A 23,522-nucleotide genomic window follows, 5' to 3' on the forward strand; every position below is an offset into this window, starting at 1 on the left:
GAATGTCAACTGGTTTATGGATAGTGATAGAATTAATAACCAATGCGATAGAATCCTATATTATGCTCGATTTTGTCATACAATATTTAGGGTATAAGACAAAGGAGAAAAAATGGAAATATTTTAAATGGCTTTTTTGGGGAATGTTATTTGTAGAGATTACTTTTTTCACATTGCCTTCAAAAGTAGAGTTTTTCTCTGTTCTCGCTTCAATGACCATTTGTTTTATCTTTTCATTACTATGTTTGCAGGGAGAAAAATGGCAAAAATGTTTTACCTCAGTGTTTACTGTCATACTGGATGCTGCAACATCAGTAATTGCCGGAGGATTTTGTAGTATCATTTTTGATTCTTCTTGGTATACTAGTACAACAGAACGTAATGTACGACGTATTTTTCTACTGATTTTATCAAAAGTCCTTTATTTCTATCTTTCTCGTTTAAGTGTACGTTTTAAATTTCGTACCAATACAACGGTAAGTTGGTGGGTTATGCTCATTATCAATCCGTTGATTTCAGTTTTATTACTATACTGCGTTGTATTAATCTCTCATTACAGTTTGCAAGAAAATTTAATTTATATTTTGATTTCAGCTTTTTCTATCTTAATTTTAAATATCGTAACATACTGGATATTTATCCGATCCCAAAAAGATAATCAAAAGCAAATTGAATATAAAATATCACTGGAAAAGGAACAAACCAAAAAACAATTTGCGGAAGAATTAAAAGCTTCCAACCAGCAACTACATGCTTTGCGGCATGATTTAAAATCATACCATACATCACTGTTGTCGCTGCTAAGAAATAATCATCCCGAAGGTGCTATTAAACTTCTGGAAGAAAACCTGGACTATATTGATCAGACCAGAAGATTTGTTTTTACCGATAATATTTTAGTCGATGGTGTAATCAATAACAAAATGGCATTGCTGCAAGATGAACGTATTAAAACAACATTTTCAGTTTCTTCCCTTAAAACAATTGCGGAAAGCAGTTTAAACGAGATGGATCTCTGCTTAATACTGGATAATTTATTGGAAAATATTTTAGATTATTATAAATCCAATCCCAAAACGGACAAAAAAGAAGTTTACTTTGAACTTTTTGAAAATAGCCGTTCTATTCGTATTATTGTAAAAAATTCGATTTCCGGTTCTGTCTTAAAAAGTAACGAAAAATTATTTACTACAAAAAAAGATAAAAATCTTCATGGCTTTGGTATCCCAAAAGTCAAAAAGCTAGTGAAAAAATACAATGGTGAAACTGATATTTATGAGGAAAACAGCTTCTTCTGTGTAAATCTAATACTATATTTCAAATTAAAGTAGCGTTTATTGAACCAAAACATCTATTCCCTAAAACAAATAACCCCTATTGCTATTCTAACCAGCTTATTTGCGCTATCGAAATTCCATCGCCTTAAAAAATACATCCCCCTAAAAGGAGCCGCTTCTGCCTTCCTTTAGGGGGATTTTTTATAGATTAACGATTGATTTTCATAACTAATTCAGCACTATCGTTACGCCCTATTACAGATACAGTTAACACAGTATCTACGACAAAAGCTGTAAGACATTTTATTTTTCCTACAATATGAAATTTCCCTATTGTATTGTCCATTTTCCTATATTCATCACAGACAAATTATAAGGAATATTAGGGTATATCGTTTATCCATTTATAATATCTATTCGCCTTATATAACGTAAATTTAGCTATACCAAATTGAAATAATTGTGATTATCTGCCTATTACCCGTCAAGTCCATTTGCGCACCTTACGTTACAGCTAGTAAACAGTCAACTACCATTATTGTCAACTTCTTAGCATCAAAAAATAACTTCTATTTTAACCCTTTGTTTTTTTACATACTCATTTTCAAATGAATTTAAGACAAAAAAGCCACTAGTTTACTAGTGGCTTTGCCCAGACTCCTGTAGGAGATATTGAATCGCATCGCTTGCCTCGCTACTGGCAAAGCAGTTCGAGTTTTCTTTCCGTACCCTTGTATGAAAACAAAACTGTATGCAAAAATCCCCGAATTACTTTTTCAAAATATTCCATTCTCAAGTAGAAGGCAATCTTCATCTATAAGAGTTTCTCATTTTGCCAAGGTTTTATTAAACCTATAGGCAGCAATAATACAAGCCCGATTTCAATCGAAATCGGGCTTATAAACGTTTATCTTTCCCTTGATATTATTTTTTCTTACGGGAAAGTAATACTGCTGTGCCTGCTACTGCCAACATTACTACACCTGCGATTGGAGCAAAATCCCCTGTTTTCGCTGCGTTTGCTTTTGTTGTTGTATTTTCCTGTCCAGTCTGAGTAGCATTGTTATCAGATGGTGTTTCTGTTCCTTCTACTGCTACTAAACTATCCATTGCAGCCTGCACAGATTGTACTGCTGCGTCTACTTCTTTCTGGGTTGCGTTTTCATTTTCCAGTACTGCTTTTGCTTCATTTACTGCTGCTTCCAGTACTGCGTAGCTTTCTGCTGTGTATGCGTTCGCATCCACTTTCTCTGCCTCTGCTACTACTTCTTCCAAAATAGATTTATCTGCTTTGTATCTCAGGTTCAACATTGCGTTTAACAGATTATCCGCTACTTCATTGATTTCCGCCTGCATAGCGTCTCCATTATTGTAAGTATTCTGCGCCGCTTCTAATGCTGCGGTAAATTCTGCTTGACCTGCTTCTACATATTTGCTCAGGTCAATTCCTTCTGCTGCTGCGATTAAGCTTGCTAACGCTGTTTTATCTCCAGCTACAAACCCCAGTTTATGAATTTCGTTCATTAAGGTTTTCCATGCTGCATTTACTTCTTCCTGGGTTGCTGCTGCATTGCCTGCTACTGCTTTGGCATTCGTCAAAGCTTCATCAAAGGATTTTTGTACGGATGCGATGGCGTTATCATATTCCCCGCTTGCTTTGGCTTGTTCCGCATAAGCAATCACAGAATTCAAAACGCCTTTATCTGCTTCTTTTACCGTAATATCCTGGTAAGGAACCACGCATACATCCCCGATAACGCCATACTCTTGAATCTTTTTAGAACCAACTGCGTTTGCTAAAGTAGAAGCGACTTCAATTACCAAGGTGTTCTCTCCATCTACCAAATAGTCGCCTAAATCAATCTGTTTGGTAATCTGATTGATGGCAGGCAATTGCTGTCCATTTACAAATACACGGAAGGTATCAAATACTTCTGTTACATCCAAATATGCACTGGTGTTATTGCTAGTATCAAAATTAAATGTTGTACTGTAAGTACCAATACCGGATACTGTTGAACCCAATTGTGGGATGTCTTTCCAAGCAATCAAATCTGTTTTGCCTACTGCAATATCTTCTTTCTTGGTATCCAATACGTCATTGTCAGCGTTATCACCCTTGCTCCAACTTTGCACTGTTAAATTCCAGTCATTTAAATCAATTGGTTCTGCAAGGCCAGTTACATTGTAGTTGTATTCTTTTCCTTCTTCATCTACTACAGTATAGGTTCCATCTTCTGTTGCACGTACTGTCAAATTGCCATCTTTATAGCTGACTTTAGCATTGGAAGAAATAGCATGATTATCTGCTGGTTCTCCAAAGATACCTGTGGAAGAAATACCAACCATCATTGCATCATTGGTAGCGAGGTCAACTGGAACGATGATTTGTCCATCTTCAATTGTGTAATTTGCAATTGGAGTGATTTCGCCAGTCCATCCGTCTAACAAGTATGGGGTTCCATTACCTTCCAATGCAATTTCCAATTGTGCCTGTTCCCCTGCATCATTAAATAAGTAATAAAAATCAGCGTCTTCTGTAGTACGATGGATTGTAACGATATCTGCATTTGCAGTCTGTTTATCCACTGCTGGTTCAATACCTTTCGCTTCTAGAGCGGATACTACTTCAGAAGTATTTTCTACTTGAACAACGCCATCTATCGCTAACAACTCATTAAATTTATTTACAACATCCTGGGCATTGTCTACTAAAGAAATAGATGTAGTTGGAGTCTGTCCCACTACAATAATTGGGAACCCTGCATTTGCATATTCAATTAATTTGTCAATGGTTTCAACCGCCATGGAAGAAACATTGTTGATTATCATTGCACGATATCCTGGACCATCTGGATTTAATACGCCATCTTTTATAACAGCGCTATCTAGGTTAAACAAACTTCTAGTAAAGAATTGATAGGAATAACCCGCTTCAGTCAAACCTGTATCGGTATAATATGGAGCGCCATAGCTTGCGTTATAAGTTGGTTGATAAATTGCCACATCAGTTTTTTGTACCCCTTGCTGTAATACATATTGAGTGCGGTCAATATATCCTGTAATATCATTAATATGTTCCCATTCTGGCATTCTAGAGCTAAACGGTCCTGGAATATCACTGCCAAACGCATGGAAACCTGGCCATTGTGCCTCTGGTGAATACGCATAAGAATAACCGTGGAGATACATGGAGTTAACTCCTGCTGCATAGTTCTTGTTAAAGTTTGCAATCAAATCGTCAAATGGGAAGCCATATGCGCTGCCATATCCAAAGTTGGCACCAATCTCATCGGATAAAATGGTGTTTCCGCCCATATCACGACCTGCTGCCATTACACGGAAACTATCGTGTTTATTTCCAAAGGTAAGAGATTCTCCTTCTGGGGTAGTAGCAATAGCAGAAGTTAAAGCAGAATCAATCGTAGAACCATACGCTTGTACCCGGTATCCCATACCGTAAGTTTCTGCCCAATCCACCATATCTTGGGTACGTTCATAGTTATATAAATTACTTAACGTTTCCACATAATCATTTCTGACATTGGTTACTAAATTGTCTGTATCATCTGTCAATATAAAAGGTGAATTGTTGGAAATACTATCCATACCTGTTACTTTTAATACAAATGGAAGATAGTTGGTTAAATCATACCCAGTTTCTTCTTGGAATTCCTCCAACATATCGTATGTCCACAGTCCTGCTGTCGTCATTTCCAAAGAATCCTCGAACCAGTTCCCACCTACTTCTTTTATCAATTCAGCGGTTTCAGGGTCAGAGAACAGGTTGTTTTCATAGTATTTCTGCATTACATTGACGCCAGCGTCGCTAAAATGGTCTACTACATAAGCATCGTAATTTGTGCCTGTGTGGTTATCCATAGAAGGCTGGTATCCTACCAACTGTCCTGTACCACGCTGGTAAATCGCTACTACAACATAATTGTCATCTGGTGCTGTGAAATCAATTTCCCCATTTTCGTTTGGAGTTAACTGTACCATTGTGGATTGATCCAAGGAGTACTGGGTATATTTTGTTGCTGGCTGCATCCAGCCTCCTCCAGTTTCCACTTCTTTGGTAGAATCGTATTTTGCAGCGTAAATACCAATTAAATCATTTTCAATAACAGGGTTTTCTTCATTCGTAGTAGTAACTTTGGAAGTAACAGGTACACTACCTTGATAATTTTGCCCGTTTGACAATTCCACTGTGCCATAAACCAGTTCTTTCGCTGCGGCATCATCATTTGGCGTAATTTCATTGGAAGATGCCGGCCAACGTTGTCCAAATGTCATATCCACAGTAAGGCCATATTTTTTCGCAGATTTTAAAATCTGTTTTACAGATTTCTCCCAGTTTTTAGAGCCATATAAATAGGTGTCCCCATTTTCATCTTTTTGAGCTAAAGCATCCAGCTCGGATTGGCTCATCTTATCCCTTACATCCGCAACCTCAACACAGCCGTAACCCGCATCCGCAAGTTCTTTAATCTCCCGGTCAATTTCATCCAGGTCTTTTGCTGCCCATCCACCTGGAATCCAATAACGTACCCTTAATTTTGAATCATGATTACTTGCATTTTTAAATTCTGTTTGGAAAGTAGAATTTCCACTTTCTGCAGCCTGGACAGGAAGTACCCCTGTAAAACAGCTTGCTGCTAAAGCAAGCGATGTAACAGCCGCTATTAGTTTTTTTGCCTTTTTCATCGTTCTCCTCCTCCAAGGATAATCTTAATGCTTGACAATATCCTGCCAAAACATCTATAATTAATTTAACGGTCTGTTATAATTTTAATCTAATTGAATAAAAAAATCATCGCTATTTTTTTAGAATACATATGTAATATTTTTAGAACTAGGTGACAATATGAACCAAATTATCGAACAGTATATTGAAAATTGGAAACAAAAAAATTTCCAAACACAGAACCATCGAAGGTTCCCTAACCTGAAAGACACCAATCAAATAGATATTATCTCAGACCATATTTTTGGTTTGAAACAGAATGATATCGCGATTGGTATTCACCATCCTGCTTTTAACCATGGCCCAAAACATAAACATGATTTTTTTGAATTAATTTATATTTACCATGGAAGCTGTAGCAATCATATCTACCGACAGCAGGACATTACCATACAGATGAATCAAGGGGATATCTGTCTTTTAAACCCCAACGCTGTCCACTGTTTGGATATAGGAGAAAACACCAATTCGATTGTTTTTAATATTATGTTTAAAACCTCTTTATTTGATAAAGCATTTATCAACCTAATTCCAGATAACAGTATTATGGTCCAATTTTTTATCAATTCACTTTACAATAAAAAAGATAAAAATGAATACTTATTGTTCCGCAACCATCCAGAAAATGATGTTTCTGAAATTATCGAAAAAATATTGGTAGAATTTATCCAGAAAAAAATCTGCTATCAAAATACCATCCAAGCATATTTAATCGTACTTTTCTCTTCCCTGATCCGACAATTTAGTGAGGATGAACAAACTACAGAAGAAAAAAATTTTATTCCCACTGATATCGCGGAAATATTAGATTACATTTCTCAAAATTATAATACAGTTACTTTAACATCTGCAGCGGACCATTTTTTTTATAACCCCAGTTATTTATCTTCTTATATTAAACGCTTTACCGACCGTACGTTTACCGATATTGTTTTAGAGTATAAATTAGAACATTGCTGCAATTTTTTGCGCAATTCTGATATGCCAATTGCTGATATCGTTAATTTAACAGGTTTTAACTATAGTTCCCATTTCTTCAAACTGTTCCAAAAACATTTTCACTGTACACCAGCAGAGTACCGTAAACTTTATTATCAGCCAAACCCATCACACGAGGATAATTCTTTATAGAAAAAACAGATGGCTTGCAAAATCCGATAAGCCATCTGTTTTTATTGCTATATCATCCAATTCCCTGGAATACTACTCCTAAAATAAATACCGCTGCCGTTAAACCGCAAAACACAAATTTTGTCATTGGCTCTAACCATCTTCCAATTTTGCGTTTTCTCCCTTTTTGCATTTCTTTTCGGACATATTTAGAACCAAATACCCAATAGAACATGATGCCTGCCATTCCAGCACCTAATGGACAAATATAAATCGAAACTGCATCCATCCATTGGCTTACAATCGCCTGGATACACACACCAACTACTGCACCAATCCCTAAAATGGATAAAACTGCTTTTGTTCTGGAAAACCCTAAAATCTCCTGTAAAGTAGCGATAGGTGCTTCAAACAGGTTAATCAGCGAGGTAATCCCTGCTAAAAATACGGCAATAAAGAAAATAATAACTAATATCTGCCCACCTGGCATAGATTTAAAAAGATTAGGAAGATGGATAAACATTAAACCAGGGCCACCATCAAACAGGTTTGTACCAGCAGTAGCCATTGCTGGAATTATTACCAAAGCCGCCAGCATAGCAGCCAAAGTATCAAATAAAGCAACTTTCCATGCCGCTCCAATAATGTTCTCTTTATCGCTTAAATAGGAACCATAAATTAGCGTTCCATTGCCCGCTAAAGAGAGGGAAAAAAATGCTTGCCCAAGAGCATAAACCCATGTCATTGGATTTAAAATATTCTCATCCACCGAAAACATGTATCGGTAACCAGCCAAAGAACCTGGCTGGAACAACATATAGATTGCCAATCCAACAAACATGCAGAAAAATAATGGCATCATTACCTTATTAACTTTTTCGATCCCGGAACTGATGCCAAAAATCAAAATAACTGCTACCAATACAATACCCACTAGTTGCCATAGGTTATTTCCAAAATTGGAAGCCATACTGCCAAAAGCAGCGCTAAATCCTTCCACACTATTTGGTTCCAAGGTTTTTCCTGTAAACGCCCCCACTGTATACCGCAAAATCCAGCCCATTACAACGGAATATCCAATCGCTAAAGCCAAAGAACCCAAAACTGGAATAGCACCCAATACTTTACCAATTTTTCCATTTTTCCCTCTGGATTCTACTGCTTTTTGGAATGCATCCATTGGTCCGGAACGGGTTGCGCGACCAAAAGCCATTTCTCCGATTACTCCAGAAAATCCAATAATGATGACAAACAAAAAATAGGGGATTAAAAATGAGCCTCCGCCATATTTGGAAACACGACTAGGAAACATCCAGATATTTCCCATACCAACCGCAGATCCAATACAGGCTAAAATATAGCCCCACCTGGAAATAAATACATCCCTCTTTTTTAAGGATGTTACCTGATTTTTTACCATTATGTTACACTCCTTTTACAGTAGGCAAATACAGCCCAAATAAAATTTGCCCACTGTATCATTACCCAAATAAAAAATTTTTTCTATCTGTCATAGAAAAATTAGCGTCTATTCATAAAAATAGAAGTACTTTGTTCTCTATAATTTTACAATTTTTTTATCGCAATGTCAATTATTTATTAATAAAACTCAATGTTAACAAAATTCATTTTAATTTTATATATGTTACTATCACATTGAAACAATTTATAAATATATGGACAAGTTTGTTTCCAAATAGTTATAATTTCTTTTCACATATTAAAATCCCCCATCTATTCTGTTTAGATGGGGGATTATTCAACTCTTGTTCTTCATAATATATTTATTATTTATTTTTCTTACGGATTGTCATCAGCACTGCACCTGCAACCATTGCAACAACTGCACCTGCTATTGGGGTAGTATCCCCTGTTTTCGCTGCGTTTGTTGTGCTTTCCTGTCCAATTTGAGCAGCACTATTATCAGATGGTGTTTCTGTTCCTTCTACTGCTACTAAACTATCCATTGCACTCTGTACATTGGCTACTGCTGTGTCTACTTCTTCCTGGGTTGCGTTTTCATTTTCCAGTACTGCTTTTGCGTCATTTATTGCTGCTTCCAGTACTGCGTAGCTTTCTGCCGTGTATGCGTTCGCATCCACTTTCTCTGCCTCTGCTACTACTTCTTCCAAAATAGATTTATCCGCTTTGTATCTCAGGTTCAACATTGCGTTTAACAGTTTATCCGCTACTTCATTGATTTCCGCCTGCATAGCGTCTCCATTATTGTAAGTATTCTGCGCCGCTTCTAATGCTGCGGTAAATTCCGCTTTTCCCGCTTCTACATAACGGTCAAGTTCCGCATTGATTTCATTGGCTGCTTCAATCAAAGAAGCTAGCGCTGTTTTATCTCCAGCTACAAACCCCAGTTTATGAATTTCGTTCATTAAGGTTTTCCATGCTGCATTTACTTCTTCCTGGGTTGCTGCTGCGTTATTTGCTACTGCCTTGGCATTTTCCAATGCTGCATCAAATGTTTTTTGTACACTTTCAATAGCATTGTCATATTCCCCACTAGTTTTAGCTTCTTCGGCGTATTTAATAATAGCATTCAAAATCGATTTGTCTGTATCCACAACTTCCGATTTTTCACGGATAATCGTAATCGATGTTGACTGAACTGCTTGGGATTCTTCTGTCACCACGTGAAGGATTAACTGGTTTTCCCCTTCTCTCAATAGGTATTTCCCTGTTGCCTCGTCTTTGCCCAACATATCACTGTCATCAAATGTTACAGATCCACCTTGGGAGATAGATGGCGTCACTAAAATGGACTCCACATCATTGGCAACCTCTACACGGTATTCTCGAACAGATGGGTCAAACGTTGGTTCTAAGTTTCCGTCACTGAGGGTAATCCCTGTTAACTGTGCATCGGTTACTGGATGGTTATAAACTTCCATTTCAACTAACTGCATTCTATATAGGTTATTATCGCTTGGTTTTGGACGTAAACTAGTTGCGTGAACCCGAACATATCTTGCGAAGTAAGATTGATCTAGTACAAATTTTTGTGGATCACTGGTAGGTAATGGATAGTTCTGTTCTGTATGAACTGTTGTCCAATTGATACCATCGTCAGAAATGTCAATGGTAAAGTCAATTGGCATACCATAAGCATTGTTATTGGCATCAATTCCAGATGGATACAATACAACTTCACTAATTCGATTGATTGTTCCTAAATCAACTGCCACCCATTCGGTATGGTTATTGTTGATATCATTGTTTGAAGTCCAACCACAAATTTCATTGATAGAGCTTAAGTTTTTCAAATCTCCATCCGTTAAATTTCTAATATCCCAACCATTAGAACCATTCACAGAACTAGAAGCGGTAGGAGTACTATTTAACGCTATATTTCCAGTACGGTAATAGCGCAACAATTCATAAGCCTGATTTAACTCATCCGTCACTTTTTGCAACTGCTCTGTAGTTGCTTGGATATCTGTTGACAATGCAGAAGCTTTTTCGTATACAGCTTGAAAATCTTCCCAATGGTCAGTAAAGTCTGCTTTAGAAAGCGTAGACATGGATTGCAGTAGTTCTTTTAAGTTTTTACGAACAGTGTCAACTTTGTTTGTTAACACTTCAATTGCCTGTTCCAAGCTATTGGTTGCCTGGTTAACCGCAATTTGATTGGTATCCTGTTGTGATTCTACGGATTTGGCTTGTTCCAGAACCTGCTGGAATTCAGTCCATGCTTCCTGCAAATAATCCTCCTGCTGTAAGCTATCTGCATAAGAAATCGCATCTCTCAGATCATCTTTATAAACAGTTTGGTTTGTGTTACAGAAAAATTGATAATTACCGGATTTTACTACTAATTTTGTGATTTCTCCTTGTTTTTCAATCGAAACAATACCTACATCCGATGTCGAAATTTCTTGATGGTCTTTATTATAAATTGTATCTGCTGTTGGTAGATAAATAGTCGCTGTTGTACTAACTGGAATTTGGTAACTAAATTCAGTATTCTGTTCTGTTATCTTCCAGGAAGAACGGATATTGCCATAGGCGGTATTTGTAACAGCGTCTACGTACTCTAAAGAGCCTGCCAGCTGTGGCTGAATTGTAAAGGTGTTGCCACCATCCGCAAAATCACGGATACCTGCCAGCCCTTTATAAAGCCATTCTTCATAGTTTGCCAAGAAATAGTGGTTATGGGACCGAGTTGTATTTTCAAAACCTTCCCAAGCGGAAGTAGCTCCTTGTTCTAACCAATATCCCCAACTTGGATAGGTGGTTTGGGTCAGCACCTTATAAGCTACATCGTTATAACCATTATCGCTTAGCACTGGCAACAACAATTTATTTCCTACCATACCAACTTCAAAATGATATCCTTTTTCCACAATGTCATTTACCAGGTTTTTCACTACAGCATCTTTGTATTCTTCCGGAACCAATCCAAAAGCCAATGCTACCAGCTGGGATGTTTGGCGGAATTTTGTACGTAACCCTGCGTTTTCAGGAATCCAATAATTTGTATCATAAATCTGTTTTTCTTCATCAAAAAACTTTTCGTTAAACGCAGTATAAATCTGTTCCATAGCAGCACGATATTCTGCCGCATCCTCTTCTTTTCCTAAAACCTCTGCCATATGGGTCATTGTTTTTAAAATTTGGTATACATATCCCGTTCCACAAATTGCAGAACCTTCTGGAGACATGGCAATACCTGGTGCGTTAGGATCAGTGCCTCCATAAGGACTAACCCAATCACCCATTTGAGTATCAAACCAAACCCATCCGTTATTTTGGATTGTCTTAATATCTACCAACGCCATCTTTCTCATAGCATCGTATTGTTCTTCTACAAAGGATTTCATTCCAAACTGGTTATATAACTGTTCTGTACCTAGGAAATAAATTCCATTCCATACTGGAGTATTTTCAATGCTCCAGTCAGCGGAAGGCGCAATATTTCCAATTGCTGTTTCAGTTTGGGTATCCTCCATATCATTTAGGAATTTTGAGAGGAACAGACGCATATCAAAATTATATGCCATGCTCTCGGTAGAAACATTTGCATCCCCAGTCCAACCATTTTTCTCCCATACAGGGGTATCGGTTGGTTTTCCCTGGAAGTTGTTTAATAAAGTATTCACCATAACATCATGCATGGAGTTAATCATCTCATTTGAAGATTCAAAAGAAGAAGGAATTCCCACATCGTTATGGATGGCATACGCTTCAATTTGGTCGGAAGTCAATTCTCCTAAATATCCATCTACTTGAATATATTCATAACCTTTATAACTAAAGCGTGGCTCAAAATTTTCTCCAGGTTCCCCTTTGGCGATGTACTTATCCTGTTGGATGGTGCGGATAAACCAGCTGTCATTTCCCTGGGCAGCCAATGTGCCATCCGCGTTTAATTTCTCGCCATAAGTAATGGTAACCTCAGTACCTTCTGGAAGATTTCCCATATTTAACTTAATCCATCCTGTTGTCATTTTTTCAGGATGAATAATATAGGAATCGCTATCTAATTTAGTCACGGTTGTATCCAGTGTTTCCGCCCGGCGCATTGGTTCCATCTGTTGGAAAATCAGTTTCCCGGTTGGAGCATCCACGTTTACTGCTGAATGCCAAGAGTCATCCTCTTTATAACCAGGCTGATCAAATCCTGTTTTTTCTAAACGGGCATCATAAGTTTCTCCATAGTAGATGCTGTCAAATACAGTTGGGCCGTTGCTGGTAACCGACCAATCTGTGCCAGTATCTACAATTTGTTTGCTACCATCCTGATAGGTAATTTCCAACTGCATTAACAATTTTGGATTATCCCGCCAAACAGCATTCTGCCAGTTCCAGGTAGTTACGGTTTCATTGTAGAAGCTTTTACCCAGCTCTACTCCAATGGCGTTGGAACCTTGTTGTAATTGGTTTGTAACATCAAACACTCGGTACATTACTGTTTTATTATATTGAGTATGGGCTGGATTTAATACGGTATCATCTGGATTCTCACCATTGATTTTTAAATCAAATAACCCTAATCCACAAATATAGGCCCTTGCAGATTCAATTTCTTGCTTTACCTCAAATTCTTTTCGGAAGATTGGGGCAGATACTGGTTCCGTATTAGTTACTTCCATCACAACTCGGGTTCCCCAAGGGTCACCACCATATAAAACATTTTGGTCAGGGGTAACCCAATTACTATCATCAAACCCTGGCTGTTCCCAACCAGAATCCCCTATACCATTTACTTTCCAGGTATTATCTGTAATCACAGTATCTGTCGTATCATCGGTATAAGCAATGGTCAATTTTCCAATAACACCGCCATAACCCTGGCTTGTATTATTGCCGTCCAAGGCAATTAAGTTTTCACCAGAGAGGATTTTATCGGTAATATCATATACTCCTCCGCTTTCCCAAGCCTGCGTTTGTCCAATTTTTTCTCCATTTAGGTAAAACACACCTTGGTCATCCGCTGTAAAACCAAAAATAACCTGTTTTACCGTTTTATTTGGATTTACTGAAAAAGTTTTACGGAAATAATGATGTCCTGCTGGAGCTTGGTCAAAAGGAGATCCATTTAGGCTCCAAATCCAGTAGCAGCCATCCACTGTAGTAGACAGAGTATTGCCAATGATATCGTCCCCTATCCACTCGGCTGTCCAATCCTCTGGATGAAGCATTCCTGTTTCAAATCTGGAAACCTCACTCCATCCAATCGACTGGCCATTTTCGTCCCAACATTCTACTGCCCAATAATACTCTGTTTTAGATGCTAGGTCTGTCCCCTCATACGGAATATCAAAATTTTGGCTACTCTCTATTTTGGTCGAATCCCAGATATCCCCCTCATGCGCTTCTGCTTTTTCCTGAGAAGAAGCTACAATAATACGGTAGGCAGTTTGTTCTTTTCCATTGATATTGGAGAAATATCCCCAACTGAATTTTGGCAATTGGTCAATTCCAAGCGGTTCGCTTAAGGAATTTACCTTCATTTCCTGAACGGATAGTGTGGCCTCAGCAGCAAAGCTAGTTGGTGCAAATACAACAACTGTGGATAACATTGCCGCTGTCAATAACCCGCTTAAAAAACGAGTCCATCTTTTCTTCATACTCTTGTTCCTCCTTATTATTTATGGTTAAAACGATTTAAAATTGTTCACCTCCTTTTTCTAATTTTCATAATATTTTTCCATAATATTCTTATATTTATATATTATAAAGATAAAAACTATGAAAATCAACATAAATTATCAACATAAAAATAATATAATTTTTAATAACTATAGCAATTATAACCAACATTAATCCTAATTTTATGATTACAATTATAAAAGCTGATATTGCCAACTAATCCTCTAAAATGCACCTTAAATTAACACAATACTACAAAAATCCTATATAAATGAAAATTTAGCTATCACAATAGCCATTGTTATTGTTTCTCTTTTTCTCTTTAGGAATCTGTATAAGATTAATCTCATCTTAAATACTAGATGGATTCATAATATTAAATGTAAGTGAATGATATTATAGGTTGTTTTACTGCATCTTTGAAGGGTACTATTTCAAAGTTTTTTCTCCTAGTTTTGGAGCGAAATAAAGATGATACCATATCAATTCCATATAAGAAAAACCCCAATGGTTCCAAATTAGAACCGTTGGGGTTTCCTCTATCCATACTATTCATTCATCAATTTTTTTACTTCTTGTAAATCAGGCAACGCATAAATGGAACCCTTTTTCGTCGTTGTCAAGGAGCCAGTTGCGTTTCCAAAGGAAAGGCAGGAAATCAAATCTTCTTCCTGTAACGCATCCAAAGGCTTTCCCAATTCTAATAATTGATATAAAAATCCTCCAAAAAAGGAATCTCCCGCAGCTGTCGTATCCACTGCCTTTACCGGATATGCTGTTAAAGAAACACAGTTATGCCGGTTTAACGCAAGGGAACCATTTGCCCCTAGGGTCACTAAAATGATCCGTAAATTATGGTAACGCTCCATCAATGTCTGAGCAGCTTTCATATAATCCTGGCAATTTGTTAAAAACATGGCTTCTTCTTCCGATAATTTTAAAATATTGGCGTAGTCCAGCCCTTTTTGTATCATTTCTTTTGCCAATTGTTTGTTATCCCATAAACTAAGGCGCAAATTAGGGTCATAAGAAATGATTTTCCCTGCTTTTTTGGCGTATTCTAGGGCGGATAATGTAGCCTTTCTAGCAGGATTGCAGGTCAATGTTAACGAGCCAAAATGAAAAATTTTTGTCCGGTCAATCAGTTCATAACAAACTTCTTCTGGTTCCAACATCGTATCCGCACCTTGATTCCGATAAAAACGAAAGGAACGGTCCCCATGTTCGTTTAAGTGTACAAAAGTCAGGGTAGTTTGGTATTGCTTTGACATTACCATTCCTTCTGTGCTTACATGGTTGTCTTCCAGTGTCTTTCTCAATAAATGTCCAAACTGGTCATCCCCTACTTTTCCAAGAAAAGCAGCTCTTTTCCCGAATTTCGCCAAAGAACACAATAAATTTGCGGGAGCCCCTCCAGGATTTGGCGAGAACAGGTAATTATCCCCTTGCGATTTTACCGGAGTAAAATCAATCAACATCTCACCCAAAGCCACTACATCAAACATAAAATTACGTCCTTTCTACAAAACTACCTTCTCCTTCTTTTTACCGTTTGTCCTTTTTTCCTACGCACAGGTATTTTTCCTTTTCTACGGCGCTTGTTATATACAACTACCATTACAAAATAAAGAATGAGCAATACCACAATGATAACTACTAATAAGATAAACCACCAAGAGGTCAAAATCTTTTTTAAAATATTTCCTATATAAAGCCACATACTTCGGTCAATATCATTGGCAGCTACCACTGTTACCGTCTGTATAACTTCATTTTGTAATTTTAAATCTATTGTGCCAATTTCTTGCCCTTGTTTGATGGGAGCTTGTATTGTTTTTGGCAAATTGGAAGTATCCCACATAATAGAGGAAACATCAATATCATTTGGCAATAACTCAGTAATCGTTTCCTTTGTCGTTAATTGGATGGTATCCGTATCTTTCGCAAGCTCCACCTTGATTTGATTTGGGATTGTTTTGGAATTTGGTTCCGCCACTGTTTTCAAGCTGAAATTATTAAACGCCCATTTATAGAGATTTTTACTATCCAAGCAGGTATATTGTGGCAATTCATTTCCATAGCCATCACGGATTGGTGCGCCCATCACAACACAAATATAATTATATCCATCGTGGGAAGCCGCTGTTACTAGGTTTTTATAATCATCTCCTGTACCAGTTTTAATCCCTTTTACATACTCATAAAAATACTTATCTCCACCTAAAGATTTTACCAACATTCGATAATTGGAGTGGGTAATAGTACGTTCTCCTTGTTTATTTGTTGCTTTCATAGTATGACGGACAGTAGTAGAAATCGTGGCAAACCGACCATCTTCCATATTCATCCCATAGTTGGCAATCAAGTACATATCATAAGCTGTAGAAAGATTCCTATTATCCAGGCCACTGGCGTCATAAAACACCGTGTTGGTACATCCAATTTCTTTTGCCTTATCATTCATCATTTGGATGAATTCTTCTGGTTTTCCACCACTAATATAATCCGCAATAATGTCTGCTGCTTCACAGCCAGATGGCAACATTAATCCATAGAGGAGATCTTCCATACTCAATGTTTCCCCTGCCATAATTCCAGCATCAGAAGCACCTTTTCCATATAAATTATCAAATACATAGTTTGGTGCCGTTACCATAGTATTCGCGATATCTTCACAGTGTTCTAATGCCACAATACAGGTAATCATTTTGGTTAAAGAAGCTGGTATCAGCTGTTTTTGCGCTTCTTTTTCATATAAAACTTTTCCTGTGTCTGTATTTACCAAATAAGCTGACTGGCTAACCACTTCAAAATCCGGGGTATAAGTAAGCGCTTCTGCTGTAAGAGGGGCGCAGAAAACACTAATTGTAATGACACAAGTCAGTATCAGAGAAATTACTTTTCTCATATGGACAATCTCCTCCAAATAGTGTATTATTATTTAATATAAGTATATCAAATATAAGGATGGAATTCAAATAGAAACCATCATTATTTTATGAATTTTATCAGATAAAATCATGAAAAATTATCCTACAAGGAGGCTATCTATCATGGAGCCACAAAAATACCAATTGGATACCATGGCATTACATAGTGGATATGAAATTGAGCCCACCACAAAATCAGTAGAAGTGCCATTGTATCTTACCAACGCATATGCTTTTGAAAACACACAAGATGCCTGCGATCAATTTGCTTTAAAAAAGCCTGGTTCCATCTACACTCGTTTGGCTAATCCAACTGTAGACGTTCTAGAACAGCGTATTGCCGCTTTAGATGGTGGTATTGGGGCGTTAGCGTTTGCTTCCGGCCATGCTGCTATTTTTAATACAGTTGTCAATCTGGCAAGCCAGGGAGATGAAATTGTGGCTTCGATCCAGATTTATGGTGGGGCTATTAATATGTTGGGTGTAACCTTAAAACGGTTAGGGATTCATGTTACCTTTGTAAATCCAGATGATTTAGAAGCATGGGAAAATGCTGTTACCGATAAGACTAGAATGTTTTTTGTTGAAACAGTGGGAAACCCCAATGCAAATGTAGCAAATTTAGAACAAATCGGAAAAATCGCCCATAAACATGGTATCCCTTATGTAGTGGATTCTACTTTTACCACACCAGCCCTTTGCCGACCAATTGAGTTTGGCGCTGATATTGTCATCCACTCCGCAACAAAATTCCTGGGTGGCCACAGTAATGTCATGGGCGGTCTAGTTGTGGATTCGGGCAAATTCCAATACAAAGATAACCCAAGATTCCCACTATATAATCAGCCCGATGAAAGCTATCACGGTTTGGTATACGCAGATTTGGGAGAATCCGCTTTTATTGCCCGCTTACGCAGCTTAATTACTAGAGATTTAGGTGCATGTATCTCTCCATTTAATGCGTTTATGCTTCTTCAAGGAATTGAAACACTCTCTTTACGGATGGAACGCCATTGCGAAAACGCTTTAAAAGTGGCCGAATACTTAGAACAACATCCACAAGTAGAGTTCGTAAACTGCCCTATGTTAAAAAGCAGCAAATATTATGAATTAGGTCAAAAATATATGCCAAAGGGCACTGGTTCTGTTTTCACTTTTGGCTTAAAAGGTACCCGTGAAACAGGCGCTAAATTTATTGATAGCTTAAAACTTTTGATTAACTGTGCAAACGTGGGTGACTCTAAAAGTCTGGTAATCCATCCAGCTACCACTACTCATTCCCAGTTATCTGCGGAACAATTGGTTGCTGCTGGTATTACAGAGGGTACCATCCGCCTCTCCATTGGTTTAGAGGATATTCAGGATATTATCGCTGATTTGGATCAAGCAATTGCAAACGCTACAAAATAAAAATACCAGGAGGTCTAGCATGATTTGGGTTACAGGTGACAAACACGGCCAACTTTCAGCTATGGAACTGCCTGATTATAAAAAGATTAAAAAAAATGATACTTTATTAATTTGCGGTGATTTCGGCTTTATCTGGGATCACTCAAGAGCAGAGACAAAAACTTTAAAAGCTTTAAATAAACGCAAGTATACCATCGCTTTTGTGGATGGTTGCCATGAAAATTTTGAATTATTAGAGAGTTATCCAATTGTGGAGTTTCATGGCGGAAAAGCAAGACAGATTATGCCAAATATCTTCCAGTTGATGCGGGGAGAAGTGTACGAAATAGAAGGAAAAAAAATTCTTGCCTTTGGTGGAGGATCTGTGGAAAATACGACTGGCGATTTAGACCAAAATTGGGAAAATGTTGAGCCAACAAAGGCTCAAATTGATAATGCGGTTCAACACATCAAGCAAGTGGAAGGTGCTGTAGATATTATTATCAGCCATGAACCACCTTATTCTATTTTGGGCTGTATGGATATCAACAAAGCGGATGGAACTACTATCCACGATGTGTTGGAACAGATCCGCACCCATTGTAAATTTAAAAAATGGTATTTTGGAAAGTTCCATGTCGATAAAGAAATTCCTCCCTATTATACCGCAGTATTTGACGGACTCATCCCAATTCAAACAAAATAAAATTTCTAGATGACACAACGCTAAAATAGCAATAATAGTATAGAAAAAATTCCTATGGCAATTTACAGCCATAGGAATTTTTTCATTTATCAAACATTTACCAGATAGAACGGTAATATTTTTTATTTCTTGTTTCACTCCAACAATTTGGTAGATACGCCATTGTTGCAAAAATAATAATAGGAGACATTGAAATAATCCAATTAGGTATTGGAAGGCTCCAGCTTATACATCCAAAAAGCAAAATAAGAATATTTAGAACAAACAAAATCCAATTTATCTTCATTCGCAGATGGTTTGTAAAATAATGTACCAATTGTGGTAAAATAAAAACAATCCCCAATAGAAGAAACAACAAATTCTCATAGAAAGAATAAATCCCACTATAATTGTGGATTTTTAATTCTTCAAAATAGTTCCAACCAAAACCAACTCCAGCGATACAAAGGCAAAAAAAGATGTAGTAAGCGATTGTTTTCCATTTCATTTTATTGTCTCCATTTCTTCTTACAGCTACAGTTTGATTCTCATATATAAACAAAACCAATTTATTTATAGCATACTATAAATAGTAAGCCTTTTCAATTGTTTTTGTTACCGAAAAAAGCAAGAAAAATTGTACATTTTTATAATACAAATAGAATACTATAAATATATAATACTATTTGTTATAAAAATAATGACATTTAGGTATTTTTCCTGACATCCCATTCAACCATTCTCCTTGATTCAGTTTTAGTAGTAAAAACCATATTTTTAATATAATAGATACTATAATTTTATGAGGTAAATCCAGTAAGATATTGCCTGCTTAGTCAATACTTTAGCTTGTTTATGGTTATATCCACAAACCTTCATTATCAATCAAAACCACTAAAATGAATTAGTGGTTTGCTCAAACTCCTGGAGAAGGTATTGAAGGACTACCATCGCATCGCTTACTCCGCTACTAGTAAACCAGTTCAGGTTGTCTTTCCGTACTCTTATGGGAAAAGAAAACTGTATGCAAAAATCCCCGAATTGCTTTTCTAAAATCTTCCATTCTATCATCAAGCAGAATGAATTCTCTATCTGTTAGAGTTTCTTATTTTGCCAAGACTTTTTACCCCTAGTTCTACCAGGGATTTTATTTAGCCTATAGGCAGCAAACAAAAAAAGCTGGAGATTCTTCTCCAGCTTTCTATTTATTGATTCGTTTTAGATCAACTCAATAATCGCCATCTCTGCAGCATCGCCGCGACGAGGACCGATTTTTACGATACGGGTGTAACCACCGTTTTTATCTGCATATTTCGGTGCAATCTCGTCAAACAATTTTTTGGTTACATCTTCTTTTGTGATATAAGCCAAAGCTTGACGTTTGGAGTGGAGAGTATTAGTTTTACCGAGAGTAATCATTTTCTCAGCCATTGCACGAACTTCTTTTGCTCTTGTTACGGTTGTTTCAATTTTGCCATTTTCCAGCAAAAAAGTAACCATTGCACGTAACATAGCTTTTCTTTGGTCGGAAGTTCTTCCGAGCTTTCTGCTACCTGCCATTGAAATTCACTCCTTACGGGATTTATTCCTCATCAGCCTGAAGATCGTAGCCCAAAGATTTTAACTTGAGCACAACTTCATCCAATGATTTACGTCCGAGGTTTCTAACTTTCATCATATCTTCCTCGGTTTTGTTTGTTAAGTCTTCAACCGTGTTAATGCCTGCGCGTTTCAAGCAGTTGAAAGAACGGACAGACAAGTCAAGTTCCTCAATGGTCATCTCCAGGACTTTTTCTTTGCTCTTATCGTCCTTTTCGACCATAATCTGCTCGGTATACCCTTCTTCTGATAAATCAACAAAAAGGTTAAGATGTTCATTGAGAACCTTGGCTGCTAAGGAAACTGCCTCTTTGGCGGAAATGGTTCCGTCAGTCCAAATTTCCAAAGTTAACTTATCATAGTCAGTGATTTGACCTACACGGGTGTTTTCCACTGCGTAGTTTACCTTTAACACCGGTGTATAGATGCTGTCTATTGGGATTACACCAATAGCAGGCTGCATATTTTGCTTATTGCGTTCAGCAGAAACATAACCTCTACCTTTATCAATTACAAGCTCCATATACAGTTTCGCACCTTCATCCAAAGTCGCAATATGCATCCCCGGATCAAGTATCTCAACTTCAGAGTCAGCTTTGATATCGCCAGCGGTAACCTCACATTCACCTTCTGCTTCGATATAAACTGTTTTTGGTACATCGCCATGTACTTTAGCGATCAACCCCTTGATGTTGAGAACGATTTCTGTCACATCTTCTTTTACACCTGGAATGGTTGAGAACTCATGCTGCACACCATCAATTTTAATGGAAGTAACTGCAACACCGGGAAGAGAGGAGAGTAGTACGCGTCTTAGGGAATTTCCAAGAGTAGTACCGAAGCCGCGTTCGAGTGGCTCAAGGATAAATCTTCCGTATGTGCCGTCTGACTTAAGTTCAGCCGTCTCAATTCTTGGCTTTTCTATTTCAATCATTCAAAACCCTCCTAATTTGCAATAAATAACAAAGTACAACTTTGTTTGTCCAAACAATCATATTATTATTTGGAGTACAATTCGACAATGAGATGTTCTGCGATTTCCAAATCAATTTCATCGCGGTTGGTTAAGCGCTCAATTTTAATGGACATATTTTCTTTGTCAACAGTCATCCACATTGGAACTGGACGGGAAGCCCAAGCTTCTACAACTGCTTTAAATTTTTCACTGGATTTGCTATCATTGCCAACAGTGATCACATCACCTGGTTTCACCAGCAAAGAAGAAATGTTTACTTTTTTGCCATTTAATTTAAAGTGGTTATGAAGGATCAACTGTTTTGCTTCTGCTCTGGAAGATGCAAAACCAGCTCTGTATACTACGTTATCCAAACGGGATTCCAGGATTCTCAACAGGTTTTCACCTGCCATACCAGGTTTTCTAACAGCCATTTCAAAATATTTTGCGAACTGGCTTTCAGAAACGCCGTAGTAACGTCTTGCCATTTGTTTTTCTCTTAACTGCAGGCCGTATTCAGAAACTTTCTTTCTGCTTTGTCCATGCTGACCTGGAGCGTATTCTCTGCGGGATACCGCACATTTGTCGGAATAGCAGCGTTCGCCTTTCAGGAATAATTTTTTGCCTTCACGGCGGCACAGTCTGCATACCGCACCAGTATATCTTGCCATATCGTTACACCTCCTGCATCTAATTAAACACGTCTTCTCTTTGGAGGACGGCAGCCATTGTGTGGGATTGGGGTAACATCTTTAATCATGCTAACTTCCAAACCAGCGGACTGCAAAGCTCTGATTGCTGCTTCACGGCCGGAACCAGGACCTTTTACAAAAACTTCAACTGTTTTCAAGCCATGTTCCATAGCTGCTTTTGCAGCGGTTTCTGCAGCTGTCTGAGCAGCAAAAGGAGTGGATTTTCTAGAACCTCTAAATCCTAACCCACCTGCACTAGCCCAGGAAATTGCATTTCCCTGTGTGTCAGTGATTGTAACAATGGTATTGTTAAAAGTGGACTGGATATGCACAGCACCGCTAGCAATGTTTTTGCGTTCACGACGTCTACGAATCGTTGTCTTTTTAGCATTTTTAGCCATGTCTGATATCCCTCCTTATTTCTTCTTATTCGCAATAGTCTTTTTAGGACCTTTTCTTGTGCGAGCATTTGTTTTTGTTTTTTGTCCTCTTACAGGAAGACCTGCTTTATGGCGTCTGCCACGATAGCAGTTAATTTCGATCAAACGTTTGATGTTCATTGCAACATCACGGCGAAGGTCACCTTCTACCATTAAATGTTTGTCGATGTATTCACGGAGCATGGAAGCTTCGTCTTCTGTCAGGTCTCTTACACGGGTATCTGGGTTGATACCAGTTGCTGCGAGGATATCTTTAGCGGTTTTATTACCGATTCCGTAGATATAAGTCAAACCTATTTCTACTCGTTTATCTCTAGGTAAGTCGACACCAGCGATACGCGCCATTTCGTTTGCACCTCCAGTACAAAGCTAACGTTCTTCTTCCCAATTGGTTTACAAACAGCTTTGTTTCATTCTAAAGTTTATACTGCTTAAAGTTTAGCCTTGACGTTGTTTGTGTTTTTTGTTTTCACAAATTACCATAACGCGTCCTTTGCGTTTGATAACTTTACATTTTTCACAAATAGGCTTCACCGAAGGTCTTACTTTCATCTTGAAATACCTCCTTGTTACACGAAAAAACGTGAACTGAAC

General features: G+C 37.7%; 16 protein-coding genes. 4 read left to right on the forward strand and 12 right to left on the reverse strand.

Annotated features, from left to right (window positions below; translation table 11 throughout):
* The first annotated feature begins 2 nt into the window (after positions 1–2).
* Positions 3–1,331 (forward strand): sensor histidine kinase, encoded by a 1,329-nt coding sequence (locus BQ2683_RS03705; RefSeq protein WP_069987408.1) that lies wholly within the window; start codon positions 3–5, stop codon positions 1,329–1,331.
* 870 nt (positions 1,332–2,201) lie between these two features.
* Here the strand turns inward: BQ2683_RS03705 and BQ2683_RS03710 are convergent.
* Entirely contained in the window at positions 2,202–5,984 is a 3,783-nt protein-coding gene (locus BQ2683_RS03710; RefSeq protein ID WP_069987409.1) for a glycosyl hydrolase, read from the reverse strand.
* A 160-nt stretch (positions 5,985–6,144) separates the two neighbouring features.
* Between BQ2683_RS03710 and BQ2683_RS03715 the strand changes: the two genes are divergently transcribed.
* A complete protein-coding gene (locus tag BQ2683_RS03715) occupies positions 6,145–7,155 on the forward strand; it encodes an AraC family transcriptional regulator (protein ID WP_069987410.1) in 1,011 nt (336 codons plus the stop codon).
* A gap of 52 nt (positions 7,156–7,207) precedes the next feature.
* Here BQ2683_RS03715 and BQ2683_RS03720 read toward each other — a convergent pair whose 3' ends face one another.
* The 4 genes from BQ2683_RS03720 to BQ2683_RS03735 all read right to left on the reverse strand — a co-directional run bounded on the left by BQ2683_RS03720 (position 7,208) and on the right by BQ2683_RS03735 (position 17,146).
* A complete protein-coding gene (locus tag BQ2683_RS03720; protein ID WP_069987411.1) occupies positions 7,208–8,554 on the reverse strand; it encodes a sodium-dependent transporter in 1,347 nt (448 codons plus the stop codon).
* A 367-nt stretch (positions 8,555–8,921) separates the two neighbouring features.
* Positions 8,922–14,216, reverse strand: a complete 5,295-nt coding sequence (locus BQ2683_RS03725) for a family 78 glycoside hydrolase catalytic domain (RefSeq protein ID WP_069987412.1) — start codon at positions 14,214–14,216, stop codon at positions 8,922–8,924.
* A gap of 570 nt (positions 14,217–14,786) precedes the next feature.
* Entirely contained in the window at positions 14,787–15,743 is a 957-nt protein-coding gene (locus BQ2683_RS03730) for a carbohydrate kinase family protein (RefSeq protein WP_069987413.1), read from the reverse strand.
* 23 nt (positions 15,744–15,766) lie between these two features.
* Entirely contained in the window at positions 15,767–17,146 is a 1,380-nt protein-coding gene (locus BQ2683_RS03735) for a D-alanyl-D-alanine carboxypeptidase family protein (protein ID WP_069987414.1), read from the reverse strand.
* 145 nt (positions 17,147–17,291) lie between these two features.
* On the opposite strand from BQ2683_RS03735, the gene BQ2683_RS03740 reads away from it, so the two are divergent.
* Both BQ2683_RS03740 and BQ2683_RS03745 read left to right on the forward strand, forming a co-directional pair.
* Positions 17,292–18,578, forward strand: coding sequence for an O-acetylhomoserine aminocarboxypropyltransferase/cysteine synthase family protein (locus tag BQ2683_RS03740; RefSeq protein WP_069987415.1), 1,287 nt, complete (start codon positions 17,292–17,294; stop codon positions 18,576–18,578).
* Positions 18,579–18,597: 19 nt separating this feature from the next.
* Positions 18,598–19,263 (forward strand): metallophosphoesterase, encoded by a 666-nt coding sequence (locus BQ2683_RS03745; RefSeq protein ID WP_069987416.1) that lies wholly within the window; start codon positions 18,598–18,600, stop codon positions 19,261–19,263.
* 97 nt (positions 19,264–19,360) lie between these two features.
* Here BQ2683_RS03745 and BQ2683_RS03750 read toward each other — a convergent pair whose 3' ends face one another.
* From BQ2683_RS03750 to rpmJ, 7 genes are all read right to left on the reverse strand, one after another.
* On the reverse strand, positions 19,361–19,750 hold the full coding sequence (locus BQ2683_RS03750) for a hypothetical protein (protein WP_069987417.1): 390 nt from the start codon (positions 19,748–19,750) through the stop codon (positions 19,361–19,363).
* Between the two features lie 710 nt (positions 19,751–20,460).
* Positions 20,461–20,802, reverse strand: a complete 342-nt coding sequence (rplQ, locus tag BQ2683_RS03755) for a 50S ribosomal protein L17 (RefSeq protein WP_069987418.1) — start codon at positions 20,800–20,802, stop codon at positions 20,461–20,463.
* A 22-nt stretch (positions 20,803–20,824) separates the two neighbouring features.
* Positions 20,825–21,775 carry a DNA-directed RNA polymerase subunit alpha gene (locus BQ2683_RS03760; RefSeq protein WP_069987419.1) on the reverse strand — a complete coding sequence of 317 codons (951 nt, stop codon included), beginning with the start codon at positions 21,773–21,775 and terminating at the stop codon, positions 20,825–20,827.
* 65 nt (positions 21,776–21,840) lie between these two features.
* The gene (gene rpsD, locus BQ2683_RS03765) at positions 21,841–22,467 is read right to left on the reverse strand and encodes a 30S ribosomal protein S4 (protein ID WP_069987420.1); all 627 of its coding nucleotides are present in this window, start codon (positions 22,465–22,467) and stop codon (positions 21,841–21,843) included.
* A 23-nt stretch (positions 22,468–22,490) separates the two neighbouring features.
* On the reverse strand, positions 22,491–22,889 hold the full coding sequence (rpsK, locus tag BQ2683_RS03770) for a 30S ribosomal protein S11 (RefSeq protein WP_069987421.1): 399 nt from the start codon (positions 22,887–22,889) through the stop codon (positions 22,491–22,493).
* Between the two features lie 15 nt (positions 22,890–22,904).
* Entirely contained in the window at positions 22,905–23,273 is a 369-nt protein-coding gene (gene rpsM, locus BQ2683_RS03775) for a 30S ribosomal protein S13 (protein ID WP_069987422.1), read from the reverse strand.
* A 93-nt stretch (positions 23,274–23,366) separates the two neighbouring features.
* Complete coding sequence (gene rpmJ / locus BQ2683_RS03780) at positions 23,367–23,480, reverse strand: 50S ribosomal protein L36 (RefSeq protein ID WP_040437253.1); 114 nt, start codon at positions 23,478–23,480, stop codon at positions 23,367–23,369.
* Positions 23,481–23,522 lie beyond the last annotated feature (42 nt).

Origin of the sequence: Massilioclostridium coli, from assembly GCF_900095865.1 — a bacterium.
Classification (GTDB): domain Bacteria; phylum Bacillota; class Clostridia; order Oscillospirales; family Ruminococcaceae; genus Massilioclostridium; species Massilioclostridium facile.